This is a genomic window from Bradyrhizobium sp. S3.3.6 (assembly GCF_040546905.1).
Lineage (GTDB): Bacteria > Pseudomonadota > Alphaproteobacteria > Rhizobiales > Xanthobacteraceae > Bradyrhizobium > Bradyrhizobium cytisi.
The window spans coordinates 340,104-355,723 of record NZ_JBEPOT010000007.1; the positions used below are offsets into that span (position 1 = coordinate 340,104).

Here is a 15,620-nt window from a genome sequence, read left to right on the forward strand (position 1 = left end):
AAGTTCATTCCCCTACTGCTTATTCTCAATATGGGTCTCATTCATCAGGTCTCATTAATAGAGGAGCGGACATTTTTGTCTGCGCCATATTGGACCTAACGTACCTTTCTGGACCGGGCATTTTTGTCCGGTCTGAACCGGACATCGGAAGTCACCGTGAGATACAGTTCATAGATGTTCGTCTTGCCGAGGCCTCGTCTCTGGATCGTGAGCAGCCCATTTGCTTCGTGTGTGATGCCCGCTCCACACCTTCTGCGGAACCGCTCGACCCATTTGGCGATGGTCTTCCGTGTCGTGTTGAACTGATAGGCCGCGTCGGCCTTGCTCAGCCCGCCCTGGACGACACTCCGCACCATCGCCTGTCGGTGGGCGTCAGGCGCCTTCTGGACTTTCATCTGGTCTCTCTTGGAACACTGAAGCTTCGCAACCTCAGCTTGCTCGGTTCAGATCAGATGGACAACCTCTGGAAAGACCACACCTAGCCCTAACCCTGCGCCTCTTCCGGCGGCCGGTCCTCGCCGACGGCCCGCCACGCTGCGCCCTCGAGATCGTCATACTGGCCACTCCGGAGCGACCAGAGGAAGGCGATGAGACCGGCAAGACCGAGCATCAGCGCCAGTGGCACCAGGAAGACCAGGATCTCCATTACACGATCTCCCGCGCGCGGCTACGGGCGCGCAACGAATTCAGCATCACCAGGATCGAGGATCCGCTCATGGCGGCCGCCGCAATCAGGGGCGTGACTACGCCGCTGATCGCGACCGGTACGGCCAGCACATTATAGCCGATCGCAAGCCAGAGGTTTTGCCGCATCAGGCGCAGCGCCTGGCACGAAGAGTCGATCGCCGCGACGACCGGAGCCAACGGCCGGCCGAGGAAGACGAGATCGGCGGTCGCCTGGCTGAGATGCGCGCCCGAGATCGGCGACATCGAGACGTGAGCTGCCGCAAGCGAGGGCGCATCGTTCATGCCGTCGCCAACCATCAGCACTTTTGCGCCCCGCTGCTTCAATTCCTCGATCCGCGCGATCTTGTCGGCCGGCGTGACGCCGGCGCGCCATTCGGCGATGCCGAGGGCGTCGGCCGCCGCCCTCACCGCCGGTTCGCGATCGCCGGACAGGATCTCGATGCCGATGTTGCGCGCCTTCAGCGCCGCGATCACCGCTTGCGCATCCGGACGCAGGCCCTGGCGCACCGAGAGGATGAACTTTTCGTTTCCCTTGCTGAAGCCCACGATGGAGGCTTCTGAATCGAGATCGGCCCCGGCGCCGATCAACGCCTCGGCGCCGCAGAAGGACGGACGGCCAAGGCGAATATCGATGCCGTCGATGGTTGCCCGCACGCCCTGCCCGGTCTCCTCGACAGCACCGACGATCGGCGATCTGGCACCTGCGGCCTGCGCGACCGCGGCTGCCACCGGATGATGGCTCGACAGCGCGAGCCGGCCGGCGAGATCGAAGAGGTCGGCAGGGATATCGGCGGCATTCGTCACTTCGAGATCCGGCAGCGTCAGCGTGCCGGTCTTGTCTAAGATGACATGGTTGGCGTCGGCCAGCCGCTCGATGGCATCGCCCGAATTGAGCAGCATACCGGACTTGAACATCGCGCCGGAGGCAATCGTCTGCACCGTCGGGATCGCAAGTCCAAGTGCGCAGGGGCAGGTGATGATCAGCACGGCAACGCCGGTCACGATCGCATCATGCCAGGTCGCGCCGGCGATGACCCAGCCGAGGATGGTGAGGACCGCGGTCGCATGCACCACCGGCGCGTAGAGTCGCGAGGCGCGGTCGGCGAGCCGCATGTAGCGCGAGCGCGCCTGGAGCGCGTTATCGAGCAGCCGCGTGATCTCGGCGAGCAGCGTCGCTTCTGAGGCCGCCGAGACCCGCACCCGCAGCGTGCCGGAGATGTTCATCGATCCGGCATAGACCGGCGTACCCTGCCCGGCCGTGACATAGAGCGTCTCGCCGGTGATCAGGCTCTGGTCGATCTCGGAACGCCCCTCGATCACGGTACCGTCGACGGCGCAGCGCTCGCCGGGCCGCAAGAGCACGATGTCGCCGGGATGAATCGCGGCGACCGGCACCTGCGAGATTTCATCGGGCCCGACGAATTTTGCTGCGGTCTCGGCCTTCAACGCGGCGAGATTGCCGGCGACCGCCCGGGTCCGCCGCCGCATGTTCTGGTCGAGGAAGCGGCCGACCAGCAGGAAGGTCAGCAGCATGATCGCCGCATCGAAATAGGCGTGCTCGGCGTGGTGTATGGTCTCGACCACCGACATGCCGAGCGCCAGGGTCACGCCGATTGAGATCGGGACGTCCATGTTGGTGGTCTTGTTCGACAGCGCGCGCCAGGCTGAACGGAAGAACGGCTGGCCGGCATAGGCCGCCGCCGGCAGCGCGATCAGCGCCGACAGCCAATGGAAGAAGTCGCGCTGCTCCGGCAGCATGTCCGAGACATTGCCGGACCAGACCGGGATCGACAGCATCATCACGTTCATGGTGGCGAACGCGGCGACGCCGAGGCAGCGCAGCAGGAAGCGCGATTCGGCCACTTCGGTCGCCTCCGCGCTTTCGGTCTCGTAAGGATGGGCCTTGTAGCCGAGCTCTTCGAGCCGATCGATGAAGCTGACAGGGTCGAGCGTGCCCGCTTTCCATTCCAGCGCGACACGGCGGTCGGTGAGGTTCACCCGCGCCAGCGTGACATCGGGGATGGCCGACAATCCGCGCTCGATCTTGGCCATGCAGCCGGCGCAGTGAACGCCCTCGACGGCAAGATCGATATGCTTGATACCCTCGCCCGCGGCCCGGACGTAATGCGAAAAATCCCGCGTGACCTGCATGACGAATTCCCTCAGTTCAGGATCACGCGGTTGCGCGACATGAACACGCGTGTCCCGCGCGCCTCGCCCTCGATCACGAGATCCCACTGCCCCGGCGCGACGGCAGTGGCATTGCCGCGATAGATGCCGATGCCGGCTTCCGACAGCTCGACTGCGAGATCGGCGCGCTTGTCGGTCGGCCGCTCCAGGCGTCCGCCGAACTTCAACCCGCTCACCGGCTGGCCGCTCGCATCGCGCGCTTCGACCTGAAGCGTGGCAGCACCATCAGCGCGGCGCTCGATATGGGCGTTGACCTTCCAGTTGCGCGCGGCCTGGTCCTGCGCCGCCGAGATTTCGCGATCATAGGTGAGGCCCGCGGCATAGGGGCTGTCGACGTCGGTGCCGGGCAGCGTCGCGATCGCGAGCTTCATCATGGTCACGTTGACGCCGATCACGAGCCCGAAGAAGGCGACCAGCATCAGGAACACTTTTGTTCCGGTCAGCGGCTTGGTGGCCATGGCAGTCTCCTGATCCTAGGGCGAGACGAAATTGTCGGTGGCGGTGGCGACCTCGCCGAGCCCGATGTCGGTGACGTGGAAGCGAACAGGAACCGACTTTTCCGGATTGCTCTCCGCCGGCGCGGTGACCAGCAGGCGCAGCTCGCTGGTGGAGTCGCGCGGGATCACGATCATCGGCCTATCCGGCGTCACGGAATCGATGCCGACGACATGCGTGGTCAGGTTGGCCGGACCGTTCGCGTCGATCGCGATGACGCGGTCATAGCCGCTCTTGTTCAAGAGCCGCACCGTATAGGCATTGCGGACCGAGCCATCGCTGAGCCTGACCGCGACCGGGTTGCGGTCGTGCAGCACGTTGACGTCGAGCAGGCTGCGGGTCGCGAGCGTGTAGATCATGATGCCGCCAACCGCCGCGATGATCGCGCTGTAGGCGACGGTGCGGGCCCGGACGATGCGGTAGACCGGCGCCTTGCCTTCCTGGCGGCGCTGGATGTTGATGTCGTTGTCGTAGCCGATCAGCCGCTTCGGCCGGCCGATCTTGGTCATCACGTTGTCGCAGGCGTCGATGCAGAGGCCGCACTGGATGCATTCGAGCTGCGGCCCGTTGCGGATGTCAATGCCGGTCGGGCAGACCGCGACACATTGATAGCAGTCGACGCAGTCGCCGGCGTGCTCGCCATACGCGCGCAGCTCGATTGCCTTCTTCACCGAGGTGCGCTTCTCGCCGCGGTCGTAACGGTAGGTGACGTTGAGCGCCCATTCGTCGGTGAGCGCGGCCTGGATGCGCGGCCACGGACACATATAGGTGCAGACCTGCTCGCGCATGAAGCCGGCGAGCACATAGGTCGTCGCAGTGAGAATGCCGATCCAGACGTAGGCGATCATCGGCCCCTGGAAGGTGACGAGCTCCTTCACTAGGGTCGGCGCATCGTTGAAATACAGCACCCAGGCGCCGCCCGTCCACCAGGCGATCAGCAGCCAGATCGAATGCTTGAGCACGATTTCCGAGATGCGCTCGAGCCTCATCGGGCCAGATGACTTGTCCTTCTTCATCCGCTCGCGGCGATCGCCTTCGACCAGTCGTTCGACGGCGTAGAACAAATCGGTCCACACCGTCTGCGGACAGAGATAGCCGCACCAGATGCGGCCGCCGACGGAATTCATCAGGAACAGCGCCACCGCGGCGACGATCAACAGACCGGTGAAGTAGTAGACCTCCTGCGGCCACAGCTCGATGAAGAAGAAATAGAACCGGCTGTTGGGAAGATCGATCAGCACCGCCTGGCTGGGGGCGCCAAGGCCGCGGTTCCAGCGCACGAAGGGCAGGAAATAGTAGACGCCGAGGCAGAACGCCATCAGGCCCCATTTGATCCGGCGGAAGGTGCCGGAGACGCTCTGGGGATACACCTTCTTCTGGGCCACATAGAGCGGCCCGTTATCGTCGTCCGATGTGAGCTCGTTCGGGTTCACGGTCTTGTTCATCGCGCTGGAACTTCTCGAAAGGTGCGATTAAACCTAGACCCGGCGCCGGGAGGTCATTTGATCCAGCGCAAGACGGGGGCGTTTTTCTCCGCCCCCGTTTCGCAGATCCGCTATTTTCCGCCGCCCAGCGAGTGGACGTAGACCGCCATCGCCTTGATGGTGGAAGGATCAAGCCGCCCTTCCCAGGCCGGCATGACGCCGGCGCGGCCCTGGCTGATGGTCTCGATCAGGGTCGCCTCATCCGAGCCATAGAGCCAGATCTTGTCGGTCAGGTTCGGTGCGCCGAGCTCCTGATTGCCCTTGCCGCCATCGCCATGGCAGGCGACGCAATTGTCCGCAAAGATCTTCTCGCCCTTGGCGGAGTCATAGCCCTTTCGGGTCGAGAGGCCCGACAGCGAGCGCACGAAATTGGCGACCGTGACGATTTCATCGCCCTTCAGCACGCCGTCCTTGCCGAAGGCGAGCATCTGGCCTTCATGGGTCTTGGCGTGGCCGGAGCGGGCGCCGAACTGGATGGTCTGCACGATCTGGTCGAGCGTGCCGCCCCACAGCCAGTCGTCGTCGTTCAGGTTCGGGAAGCCCTTGGCGCCGGCACCGCCAGAGCCGTGGCACGGCGCGCAGTTGTCGCCGAACACGGTCTTGCCCTTGGCGCGGGCGAGCGCCAGCAGGGCCGGGTCCTTCTCGATATCGGCGAGCGAGGCCGCGCCGAGTGCGACCATCTTGGCTCCGCGGGTCTTGTCGAGGTTGGCAAGCTCGACCGCGACGTCGGCGCGCGTCGAGTAGCCGAACAGTCCTGTCGTGTTGCTGGAGATCAGCGGCCAGGCCGGATAGACGATCCAGTAGCCGATCGCCCAGACGATGGTGAGATAGAAGGTGATCACCCACCAGCGCGGCAGCGGCGTGTTGAGCTCCTTGATGCCGTCCCATTCATGCCCTGTCGTGGATCTGCCGGAAACGGAATCGAATTCGCCATGATGTTCGGTCATGATGTCTTACTCCTCCCGCAGCGGCAGCTGTGCCGCTTTGTCGAACTCAGCCTTGTTGCGGGGCCAAAATGCGTAGGCGATGATCGCGAGAAAGATCGCGACGAACACCGGCGTCCAGATCGTGGTCACGAGACCGGACGCGAGATTGTCGAGTGTCAGGATGGCTTTCATCGTTGATGCCTTCTCAGCGAAGATTGGCTTTCTCGTTGTAGATCTTGAAGTCGACCAGCGTGCCGAGCATCTGCAAGTACGCGATCAGCGCGTCCATCTCGGTCGGGGTGCCGGTCTTGCCGTCGAAATTGCGCACGACGGCCTTGGCGTAGCGCTTGGTGAAAGCGTCGGAGCCGGCGTTGTCAGGATCGGCCTGGGCCTTCAGGTCGGCGCTTGCGCTGGCGATCTGGTCGTCGGTGTAGGGCACGCCAACCGTCTTCAGCGTGCGCATGTGGTCGGCGATCGTATCAGGATCGACTTCGGTCTGGCTGAGGAACGGATAGCCCGGCATCACCGACTGCGGCACGATCGCGCGCGGGTTGGTCAGGTGGGTGACGTGCCAGTCGTCGGAATATTTGGCGCCGACGCGGGCAAGATCGGGGCCGGTGCGCTTCGAGCCCCACTGGAACGGGTGGTCGTACATGCTCTCGGCGGCGAGCGAGAAATGGCCGTAGCGCTCGACCTCGTCGCGCAAGGGGCGGATCATCTGCGAGTGGCAGAGATAGCAGCCCTCGCGGACATAGACGTTGCGGCCGGCGAGCTCCAGCGGAGTGTAGGGCCTGACGCCGTCGACCGCCTCGATCGTGCTCTTGAGGTAGAACAGCGGCGTGATCTCGACGAGACCGCCGATCGCGATCACCAGCAGGATGCCGACGATCAGGATGATCGAGTTCTTTTCGAAGATTTGGTGGCGTGTCCAGAACGACATGGAAAACTCCTCATTCCGCCGGCTGAAGAGCGACGGGCATCTGGACTTCCGCCTCGCCGACGCGAACGGTCATCCAGAGATTGTAGGCCATGATCAGCGCGCCGATCAGGAACAGCCCGCCGCCGGCGGCGCGGATGATGTAGAAGGGATGCATCGCCTCGACGCTCTCGATGAAGGAATATTCGAGGAAGCCGAGCGAGGTGTAGGCGCGCCACATCAGTCCCTGGAGGATGCCGGACACCCACATCGCCGAAATGTAGAGAACGATGCCGAGGGTCGCGATCCAGAAGTGCCAGTTGACGAGCTTCAGACTGTAGAGGCCCTTGCGATTCCACACCCACGGCACCAGGCAGTAGAGCGCGCCGAAGGAGACGAAGCCGACCCAGCCGAGCGCGCCGGAATGCACGTGGCCGATGGTCCAGTCGGTGTAGTGGCTGAGCGAGTTCACCACCTTGATCGACATCATCGGGCCTTCGAAGGTCGACATGCCGTAGAAGGCGACGGAGACCACCAGCATGCGCAGCACGGGATCGGTGCGCAGCTTGTCCCAGGCGCCCGACAGCGTCATCAGGCCGTTGATCATGCCGCCCCAGGAGGGCATCCACAGCATGATCGAGAAGGTCATGCCCAGCGTCTGCGTCCAGTCCGGCAGCGCCGTGTAATGCAGATGGTGCGGGCCGGCCCAGATGTAGAGGAAGATCAGCGCCCAGAAGTGGATGATCGACAGCCGGTAGGAATAGATCGGCCGCTCCGCGCGCTTCGGGATGAAGTAGTACATGATGGCGAGGAAGCCGGCGGTCAGGAAGAAGCCGACCGCGTTGTGGCCGTACCACCACTGGAACATGGCGTCCTGGATGCCACCCCACGCGACGTACGACTTCGAGCCGAACACCGAGACAGGAAGCGCGGAATTGTTCCCGAGATGCAGCACCGCAATCGTCACGATGAAGGCGAGATAGAACCAATTCGCGACGAAGATATGCGGTTCCTTGCGCTTGATGACCGTGCCCAGGAAGACGAGCAGATAGGTCACCCAGACGATGGTGAGCCAGAGATCGGCGTACCATTCCGGCTCGGCATATTCCTTGGACTGGGTGACGCCGAGCAGATAGCCCGTGCCGGCGATGAGGATGAAGTAGTTGTAGCCGAGCACGACGAACCAGGGCGCGAGATCGCCGGCAAGTCGCGCGCGGCAGGACTTCTGCACGACGTAGAAGGACGTCGCGATCAGAACGTTGCCGCCGAAGGCGAAGATCACGGCGGAGGTGTGCAGCGGCCGCAGCCGGCCGAAGCTGGTCCAGGGCAGATCGAAATTCAGCGCGGGCCAGGCCAGCTGCGAGGCGATGATGAGCCCGACCATGAAGCCCGCGATGCCCCAGAACATCGCCATGACGGAGGAGAACTTGATCGGGCCCATATTGTAGTTCGGACGGCCGTTGATCTCCGCGGGCGGCAGCGCCGCCGGGCGATCGAGATAGCGGTTGATGATGAAGAACACCGCGGCCAGGCTCGCCGCTGCACTCAGCCCGGCGTGGAAGGCGAAGGGCGCGTCCAGCGCCTTGGCCGAGGCGATCAGGCACAGGAAGGCGGAGACCGCAAAGACGAGCGCCAGGCCGCTTTCGCCTGTTGTCATGGTTTTGGAGATAGATGGCTGGCTCATGCGGATTCTCTTTCGAAAGAAACACGGCGCCAGAAACCACATTCGACCTCGCGGGGACTTGATTGAAATCAAGGTCAGTGAATTTCTGTTGATGTGAAGCAGCCGCTGGCCGGAGAGCGATATCAACCGCTCGCGCTCCGCGCAGCGCGCGCGGTAACCACCGCTTGCGTGAAATCACGGAGCTCAAGTCGACGGATTTGCGGACGGCCTGTCAGTTGCGCGCGGTCGCCTTGAGTGCGGCGATGACATCCTCACGGGCGATGATTCCGACCAGCTTCTGGCGGCTGTTGAGCACGATGACGCTCCTGATGCGGTGCTCAACCATGATCTGGAGCACGCGCGTCAGCCGCGTGTCGGGACTGACATAGATGAACTCCGGCGCCATGACGTCGCCGACCTTGCGGCTCATCAGGTCGTGATAGCGCGGCAGCATCTGGCTCGGCGCGAAGGCGAAACACTTCAAGATATCGAACTTTGTGATGATGCCGACAACCTGCCCGTCATCCTCGACCGGATAGGAGTTGAAGTCGTCCTGTTCGAACATCTCGCTGAGTTCGAGCAGGTCGAGATCGCGCTTCACCATCCGGACGTCGCGCGTCATGTAGCCGTCGACGGTCTGCTCAAGAAACTTGTACACGGCGCGTCCTCCTCGTTCATCTGGGTTCGCCGGCCGTCAGTGCGACAGCAACACGCAGCGGGCGGATTACGTCACCAGGTACTGCATGACGCCGCTGAGGATCAGCTCGCGGAAGCGCGAATGACCGTAGGCGCCGGCGACGATCAGGCCGGCACCGACGTCATCGGCGATCTTCTCCAATTGCACGGCGGCGGTTTCGTTCTCCTGACTTCCGCGACGCGCGTGCTAGCAGCGATGCCGTGGCGGGCGAGCCAGAAGACGGCCGTTTTTGGGCTGATCGAGCGCCAGGCTGACCATCCTGTCGCATATGTCATCGGGAGCCTCCGGGCAGCGAGATGCGGTGGAATCTAGCCGCGCCGACGCAAGGCGGGATGAGGTAGATCAAATTTCGTCGCGCCAGCTGGAAGAAATCCGCCAATAAAATCAGACATCCGAACTTGCCTCCGGCCCGGCCTTGGGCGAAATTGCAGCCATCTTCACGGCACGGAACCCGCCGCAGGAGAATGGGAGCAATAGCTTGTCGCCGAGCCGCGTCACGCATCCACAAGACGACGCTCGCGGCGAGCATTTCCGGGTCCGGATCGAAGGGTTCGGCGTCGGCACCTGGGATCTCGACCTCAACACGCGGGAGCTGGACTGGTCGGAAACCGCCGGTAACTTGCTCGGCGTCGCGCGGGGCCAGCCGGGGAGCTACGACCTGTTTATGTCCCGCCTCGAGCCCGGGGACCGCGAGCGGGTCGAGACGGCGATCAAGCGCGTCTCCGAGCGGGGCGGCGGGTTCGACCTGTCTTTCCGGGTCGTAGGCGAATCAGAGAGTGGGCAATGGATCCGCGCCCGGGCGGGAGTCATTCGCGATGAAGCCGGCGCCGCCCGTCATCTCAGCGGTATCTTTCTGGACATCGACGAGGAGAAGCAGGTCGAGGAGGCGCTGCGCACCCGCGAGACTCACCTCCGCTCGATCCTCCACACCATTCCCGATGCGATGATCGTCATCGGCGGCAACAGCATCATCCAGCTGTTCAGCACGGCCGCGGAGCGGCTGTTCGGCTGGTCCGAGCACGAGGCGATCGGACAGAACGTCAGCATTTTGATGCCGGAGCCCGACCGCGCCCGCCATGACAGCTACATCGCCCGCTATCGCTCCACCCACGATCCGCACATCATCGGCATCGGTCGCATCGTCACCGGCAGACGCCGCGACGGGACCACCTTCCCGATGCACCTGTCGATCGGCGAGATGCAGTCGGGCGGCGAGCCTTATTTCACCGGCTTCGTCCGCGACCTCACCGAGCATCAGCAGACCCAGGCGCGGCTCCAGGAATTGCAGTCCGAGCTCGTCCATGTCTCGCGGCTGAGCGCGATGGGCGAGATGGCGTCCGCGCTCGCGCATGAGCTGAACCAACCGCTGGCGGCGATCAGCAATTACATGAAGGGCTCGCGGCGACTGCTCGCCGGCAGTACCGATCCGAACACGCCGAAGATCGAGAGCGCGCTGGATCGCGCCTCGGAGCAGGCTGTGCGTGCAGGCCAGATCATCCGGCGCTTGCGCGACTTCGTTTCCCGCGGCGAGTCCGAAAAGCGTGTCGAAACCCTGTCCAAACTGATCGAGGAAGCCGGCGCGCTGGGGCTAGCCGGCGCACGCGAGCAGAACGTGCAGCTCCGTTTCAGCCTCGATCCGGACGCCGATCTCGTCCTTGCCGACCGCGTGCAGATCCAGCAGGTGCTGGTCAACCTGTTCCGCAACGCGCTGGAAGCGATGGCGCAGTCGTCACGGCGTGAGCTAGCCGTCACCAACGCCCGCGTCAGCGACGACATGATCGAGGTGGAGGTGTCCGACACCGGCTCCGGCTTTCAGGACGACGTCATTCCAAATCTGTTCCAGACCTTCTTCACCACCAAAGAGACCGGCATGGGCGTCGGACTGTCGATCAGCCGCTCGATCATCGAGGCTCACGGCGGCCGCATGGTGGCCGAAAGCAACGCATCGGGCGGCGCGACATTCCGCTTCACCCTCCCGGCAGCCGATGAGACCTGATTCATGACGACCAAGGGACATGTCTACGTCATCGACGACGACGAGGCGATGCGGGACTCGCTGAACTTCCTGCTGGACTCCTCAGGCTTTGGCGTCACGCTGTTCGACAACGCGCTAAGTTTCCTCGACGCCCTGCCCGGCCTCGCCTTCGGCTGCGTCGTCTCGGACATCCGCATGCCGGGCCTCGACGGAATCGAGCTTCTCAAGCGCACGAAGGCGCAGAACAGTCCGTTTCCGATCCTGATCATGACTGGTCACGGCGACGTGCCGCTCGCAGTCGAGGCGATGAAGCTTGGTGCGGTCGACTTTCTCGAGAAGCCATTCGAGGACGACCGCCTCGTCACCATGATCGATGCCGCTATCCGCCAGGCAGAGCCGGCGGCCAAGAGCGAAGCCATCGCCCAGGATGTCGCCGCCCGCGTCACCTCCTTGAGCCCGCGCGAACGGCAGGTCATGGAGGGGCTGATCGCAGGCCTCTCCAACAAGTTGATCGCCCGCGAATACGATATCAGCCCGCGCACGATCGAGGTGTACCGGGCCAATGTGATGACCAAGATGCAGGCCAACAGCCTCTCGGAGCTGGTGCGGCTGGCGATGCGCGCCGGCCTGATCAAGGATTGAGACAGGTCAAAGCCCTTGCGCTGGCCCTGTGCTAGCCAATCAGCATGATCGAGATCGGCTCGCACCATCAGCGGCTCCCAATGGCGTCATCGGCGAAGCTCACCGTCTATGTTGTCGATGACGATGCCGCCGTGCTGGGCTCCCTGCGGTTCCTGTTGGAAACTGACGGTTTTGCTGTACGGACCTTCAGGAATGCCACGGCGCTGCTCAATGCGACGAGCCCGCCCCGCGCAGACTGTTATGTCATCGACTATAAGATGCCTGACATCAATGGCATCGAGCTGGCCGGGCGGCTGCGCCAATCCGACGTCGACACGCCCGTGATCCTGATCACGGGTTATCCGGACGGACATATCTCAGCACGGGCGGCGGCGGCAGGGATCAAGGACGTGATTTTGAAGCCGCTCCTCGATAAAAGCCTCGCGAAATGCATCTACCACGCCATCCAGGACAGGCGCGGCCACGGACCTACGGGATTCTCCGTAGGTAAACCTCCTTAAGATATCGCTCGAAATTTCCGGACCGTACGATCCCGCATACCAATGCACCATCACAACGGAGATGGCGCAGATGCTGACCCAGACGCTCAAGACCGAGGCGATTAACACCCAAATCGGCGGTAAGAGCGCTCCCGCGCGTCCTGTTTCCGACCAGTTCGGCGCGATCGCGGGACAAGCCGGCCTCGTTGCCACCGAGTTCTCCTATTGCAAGGACGAGGAGATCCACGGCGAAGACGAGCCCGCCGAATATGTCTATCAGGTGGTCTCCGGCGCGGTGCGCAGCTACAAGCTGCTCTCCGACGGCCGCCGTCAGATCGGCGCGTTCCACCTTCCCGGTGACGTGTTCGGCCTCGAACCGGGCCGGACGCATCGCCTTGCGGCCGAAGCGATTATCGCCACAAGCGTGCGCCTCGTGGAGCGGGCCAGCCTCGAAAGGGTCGCCGGCATCGACGTACAGGTCGCGCGCAAGCTCTGGGTCATGACGGCGGGCGAGCTGCGTCACGCCGAAGATCACATGTTGCTGCTGGGGCGCAAGACGGCGATGGAGCGTGTTGCAACCTTCCTGCTCGAAATGGATCGCCGCCTCGCCGTCGCCAACATGATGGCGCTGCCGATGTGTCGGCGCGATATCGGCGACTATCTCGGCCTCACGCTCGAGACCGTGTCGCGCGCGCTCTCGCAGCTTCACGCAACGGGCATACTCGGCTTGTCGGGCGCTCGCCAGATCGTGCTGCGCAACCGCCAGCACCTGCACAATCTCGACGCCTGATCGCTTTCAACCGGCCGATGTTTCTCGTCCGCGACTTGGCCTGATGGCGGCTATTCACTGCGCCCGAGCATGATGAAATGAGAAACAAGCGACTGGCCGGCGTCAATTATTCATACTAGAGAGGTCCGCCAGAGTTTACCGGTATTCACGATAGCTGCTGGACCTCGGGTCGATCAAGATTGGCGGATGCGAAACAATCGACGATCACACGGACTGTGGGCGCTGACTGCGCCACCAGCGCCTGAAACTGCTCCCCTTACCGGTGAAACAGGAGTGGATATCGTCGTGATTGTCGGTGGGTACACCGGGTTCTCGGCGGCCCTTCATCTTGCTGAAGGAGGAGCGCGTGTCGCGCTTTTGGAGGCGTCTGAAATAGGATTCGGCGGCTCCGGGCGGAATGTCGGCTCGTGAATGCGGGCATGTGGCTCGTGCCTGACGCGCTTCCGGACGCGCTCCGCGCGCCGTTTGGAGAACGGTTGCTTGAACAACTCGGCCGCGGACCGCAGAAGGTGTTCGAACTCATCGAAAAGCACGACATCGAATGTGAAGTGGAACGTGCCGGCACCTTGCATTGTGCGGTCGGACGTAGGGGCCTGGAGGAGATTGAGGCTCGTGCCGAACAGTGGCAGAAGCGTGGAGCGCCCGTCTTGGTGCTAAATGCGGAGGCGACACACAGGAAAGTAGGCGGTGGCGACTACACCGGCGCGCTGCTCGATAACCGCGCCGGCACCATACAGCCATTGGCCTATGTGCGAGGGTTAGCGCGGGCCGCGCTTGCGATGGGAGCCAGAATATTTACGCAAAGCGAGGCCGTCACGGCGCAACACAACGGTTTGCGTTGGAGAGTCGGCACCGAAAGCGGATCTGTAGAGGCTGACTGGGTGGTCGTCGCGACGGATGCTTATAGCAAAGGACTTTGGTCGGAGGTACGGCAGGAACAGATTCAACTGCCCTATTTCAACTTTGCCACGCCTTCTCTGCCCGACGATCTGAGAAAGTCGATCCTGCCTGAGCGGCAGGGTGTGTGGGACACTCGAGAGGTTCTCTCTTCATTTCGCCTCGATCGCTCCGGGCGACTCGTGTTTGGCAGTGTTGGTGCGCTTGAGGGGATGGGGCAATCTATTCACCGGGCCTGGGCCCAAAGATCGTTGCGTAAGCTTTTTCCAGGACTTCGGGGCGTCCAGTTTGAAGCCGGCTGGTTCGGCATGATTGGAATGACGTCGGACAACTTGCCCCGGCTTCACAAGCTGGACCGCAACGTCATCGGTTTCAGTGGCTATAACGGCCGCGGAATCGCACCAGGCACAGTGTTTGGCAGTGTTTTGGCTTCGTACGTATTGGGGCAGATCGCGGAGAACGATTTGCCGTTGCCGGTCACTGCCGTTGAACGCCAGCGTTTTCGTGTAGCTCAGGAAGCCTTTTATACGGCGGGCTCCCAGCTTTTTCACCTGATGGATTCCTGGTTCTGATCGCCTGGGCAACTCGGTTGGCACTCTTTCTTCGCAGCAGTATGGAACGATGCCGCGATCTGAGTACCGATGCCATCGACTACACGTATGTTTGACCGAACGAACGAGGGAATTATGTGGCGGTCCTTCACGGAGGTTGACGTCGGCAATCGACTATCCCAAGCGGATCGATGCCCTGAGCGAGCCATTCCGGTGCGGCGGAGAAGCGATGCCAGTTCGGCAGAGCTACAACGTCGGTACAGTTGCAAGCCCGGGTCACCTCTTGACCATGTCGGCCTGGCAGCGGGGCAAGGCACTCGGCGTGAAGCTGGTCACCCTTTTCCTGAGAACGGCGTGAGGAATCCTGCCATTTCCTCACTTTACATGCTGTTCGACGGCGCAACTGGCCGGCCGCGCGCAATGATTGATGGCGAAGCGCTCACTAGCCGGCGTAAGGCCGCCGCCTCTGTTCCTCAAGATGCATGCGCTCGCGCGCGTTCGCCGGCTTCGCGGCGACGCTGGCGACGCTCGCGTCGGCGGTTCGCTCGCTCGGTGGGCTGTGGCAACGGTGGCACCGGCCCGGCCGTTTCGACTGGGACCTTGTCCGTCGGCTCGTCTTGGCCTCGGCGCGCTTCCATGGACTCGAGCACGGCTTGCCCTTTGACCGTGATTTTCCAACCGCCGTTTTGGCGTTCAACGAGGCCGTGCGAAAAAATGTCGAGCCCGGGCACGTGCGCGGCCAGGCGCTTGGTACGCTCGGCCCATTCCGGGCCGCTGGTCGCGAGGATCGCCATGTCGCGTTTGAGGTCCGCCATCACAGCGAATCCGTCCGGGTAACTGACCAGGATCTTCAAGACCGTGACCTGGAAATTCACCTCGCACCTCGCCCGATCAACGCCACATCGTCGGCGCCTGTGTCAGGGCTTTCCGGCCGATCTGCCGCAGCACCTCCGGTGTCGTTTCGCCGGTCTTTGCGGCTTCGAGTAACTTGGAGGCCACATGGGTGCGAGCGCCGGTCTCGTCGCTGGGTACCTTTTCGCAGACCTCGTCGAGTACCGCTCGCAATAGAGCGGTTGTCGCTTGTTCAAACATGGATACGCCCCTCGGAAAGCCCCGATCCTACCGCAAGTCTTTCCATTTTGGGATTCACGAATGTTAACTAATGAACTCTGCCGCACTGCACACGATCTGCGCCTGCGCCGCTCCTGAAATCCTGCTCGATAGTGCG

At 62.9% G+C, this 15,620-nt stretch carries 16 protein-coding genes and 2 pseudogenes; 5 read left to right on the forward strand and 13 right to left on the reverse strand.

Annotated features, from left to right (window positions below):
• Window positions 1-95 precede the first annotated feature (95 nt).
• The 11 genes and pseudogenes from ABID59_RS22240 to ABID59_RS22290 all read right to left on the reverse strand — a co-directional run.
• Window positions 96-395 (reverse strand): helix-turn-helix domain-containing protein, encoded by a 300-nt coding sequence (locus ABID59_RS22240; RefSeq protein WP_187437201.1) that lies wholly within the window; start codon window positions 393-395, stop codon window positions 96-98.
• Window positions 396-484: 89 nt separating this feature from the next.
• Window positions 485-646, reverse strand: a complete 162-nt coding sequence (gene ccoS / locus ABID59_RS22245; RefSeq protein WP_148775433.1) for a cbb3-type cytochrome oxidase assembly protein CcoS — start codon at window positions 644-646, stop codon at window positions 485-487.
• Entirely contained in the window at window positions 646-2,838 is a 2,193-nt protein-coding gene (locus ABID59_RS22250) for a cation-translocating P-type ATPase (RefSeq protein WP_354084754.1), read from the reverse strand. Before ABID59_RS22250 ends, ccoS begins: the two co-directional genes overlap by 1 nt.
• 11 nt (window positions 2,839-2,849) lie before the next feature.
• Window positions 2,850-3,335 carry a FixH family protein gene (locus ABID59_RS22255; protein WP_148775435.1) on the reverse strand — a complete coding sequence of 162 codons (486 nt, stop codon included), beginning with the start codon at window positions 3,333-3,335 and terminating at the stop codon, window positions 2,850-2,852.
• A gap of 15 nt (window positions 3,336-3,350) precedes the next feature.
• Window positions 3,351-4,817 carry a cytochrome c oxidase accessory protein CcoG gene (gene ccoG, locus ABID59_RS22260; RefSeq protein WP_354084755.1) on the reverse strand — a complete coding sequence of 489 codons (1,467 nt, stop codon included), beginning with the start codon at window positions 4,815-4,817 and terminating at the stop codon, window positions 3,351-3,353.
• Window positions 4,818-4,927: 110 nt separating this feature from the next.
• Window positions 4,928-5,803, reverse strand: a complete 876-nt coding sequence (gene ccoP, locus ABID59_RS22265) for a cytochrome-c oxidase, cbb3-type subunit III (RefSeq protein WP_354084756.1) — start codon at window positions 5,801-5,803, stop codon at window positions 4,928-4,930.
• Between the two features lie 6 nt (window positions 5,804-5,809).
• The gene (locus ABID59_RS22270) at window positions 5,810-5,974 is read right to left on the reverse strand and encodes a cbb3-type cytochrome oxidase subunit 3 (protein ID WP_148752192.1); all 165 of its coding nucleotides are present in this window, start codon (window positions 5,972-5,974) and stop codon (window positions 5,810-5,812) included.
• 13 nt (window positions 5,975-5,987) lie between these two features.
• Window positions 5,988-6,722: a cytochrome-c oxidase, cbb3-type subunit II gene (gene ccoO, locus ABID59_RS22275; RefSeq protein WP_354084757.1), complete on the reverse strand. Its 735-nt coding sequence runs from the start codon at window positions 6,720-6,722 to the stop codon at window positions 5,988-5,990.
• Window positions 6,723-6,732: 10 nt separating this feature from the next.
• Window positions 6,733-8,382 (reverse strand): cytochrome-c oxidase, cbb3-type subunit I, encoded by a 1,650-nt coding sequence (gene ccoN / locus ABID59_RS22280; RefSeq protein WP_354084758.1) that lies wholly within the window; start codon window positions 8,380-8,382, stop codon window positions 6,733-6,735.
• Between the two features lie 211 nt (window positions 8,383-8,593).
• Window positions 8,594-9,019, reverse strand: a complete 426-nt coding sequence (locus ABID59_RS22285) for a CBS domain-containing protein (RefSeq protein ID WP_354084759.1) — start codon at window positions 9,017-9,019, stop codon at window positions 8,594-8,596.
• A 66-nt stretch (window positions 9,020-9,085) separates the two neighbouring features.
• Window positions 9,086-9,273: pseudogene (locus tag ABID59_RS22290) on the reverse strand (putative universal stress family protein); the annotation flags it as partial.
• 263 nt (window positions 9,274-9,536) lie between these two features.
• On the opposite strand from ABID59_RS22290, the gene fixL reads away from it, so the two are divergent.
• The 5 genes and pseudogenes from fixL to ABID59_RS22315 all read left to right on the forward strand — a co-directional run bounded on the left by fixL (window position 9,537) and on the right by ABID59_RS22315 (window position 14,413).
• A complete protein-coding gene (gene fixL / locus ABID59_RS22295; RefSeq protein ID WP_354084760.1) occupies window positions 9,537-11,054 on the forward strand; it encodes a sensor protein FixL in 1,518 nt (505 codons plus the stop codon).
• A 3-nt stretch (window positions 11,055-11,057) separates the two neighbouring features.
• On the forward strand, window positions 11,058-11,675 hold the full coding sequence (fixJ, locus tag ABID59_RS22300) for a response regulator FixJ (protein ID WP_354084761.1): 618 nt from the start codon (window positions 11,058-11,060) through the stop codon (window positions 11,673-11,675).
• A 44-nt stretch (window positions 11,676-11,719) separates the two neighbouring features.
• On the forward strand, window positions 11,720-12,175 hold the full coding sequence (locus ABID59_RS22305; protein ID WP_354084762.1) for a response regulator: 456 nt from the start codon (window positions 11,720-11,722) through the stop codon (window positions 12,173-12,175).
• A 70-nt stretch (window positions 12,176-12,245) separates the two neighbouring features.
• On the forward strand, window positions 12,246-12,944 hold the full coding sequence (locus ABID59_RS22310) for a helix-turn-helix domain-containing protein (RefSeq protein ID WP_354084763.1): 699 nt from the start codon (window positions 12,246-12,248) through the stop codon (window positions 12,942-12,944).
• 186 nt (window positions 12,945-13,130) lie between these two features.
• Window positions 13,131-14,413, forward strand: a pseudogene (locus ABID59_RS22315) (NAD(P)/FAD-dependent oxidoreductase).
• A gap of 452 nt (window positions 14,414-14,865) precedes the next feature.
• Here the strand turns inward: ABID59_RS22315 and ABID59_RS22320 are convergent.
• Complete coding sequence (locus ABID59_RS22320; protein ID WP_354084764.1) at window positions 14,866-15,267, reverse strand: hypothetical protein; 402 nt, start codon at window positions 15,265-15,267, stop codon at window positions 14,866-14,868.
• A 16-nt stretch (window positions 15,268-15,283) separates the two neighbouring features.
• Window positions 15,284-15,484: a hypothetical protein gene (locus ABID59_RS22325; protein ID WP_354084765.1), complete on the reverse strand. Its 201-nt coding sequence runs from the start codon at window positions 15,482-15,484 to the stop codon at window positions 15,284-15,286.
• Between the last annotated feature and the right edge of the window lie 136 nt (window positions 15,485-15,620).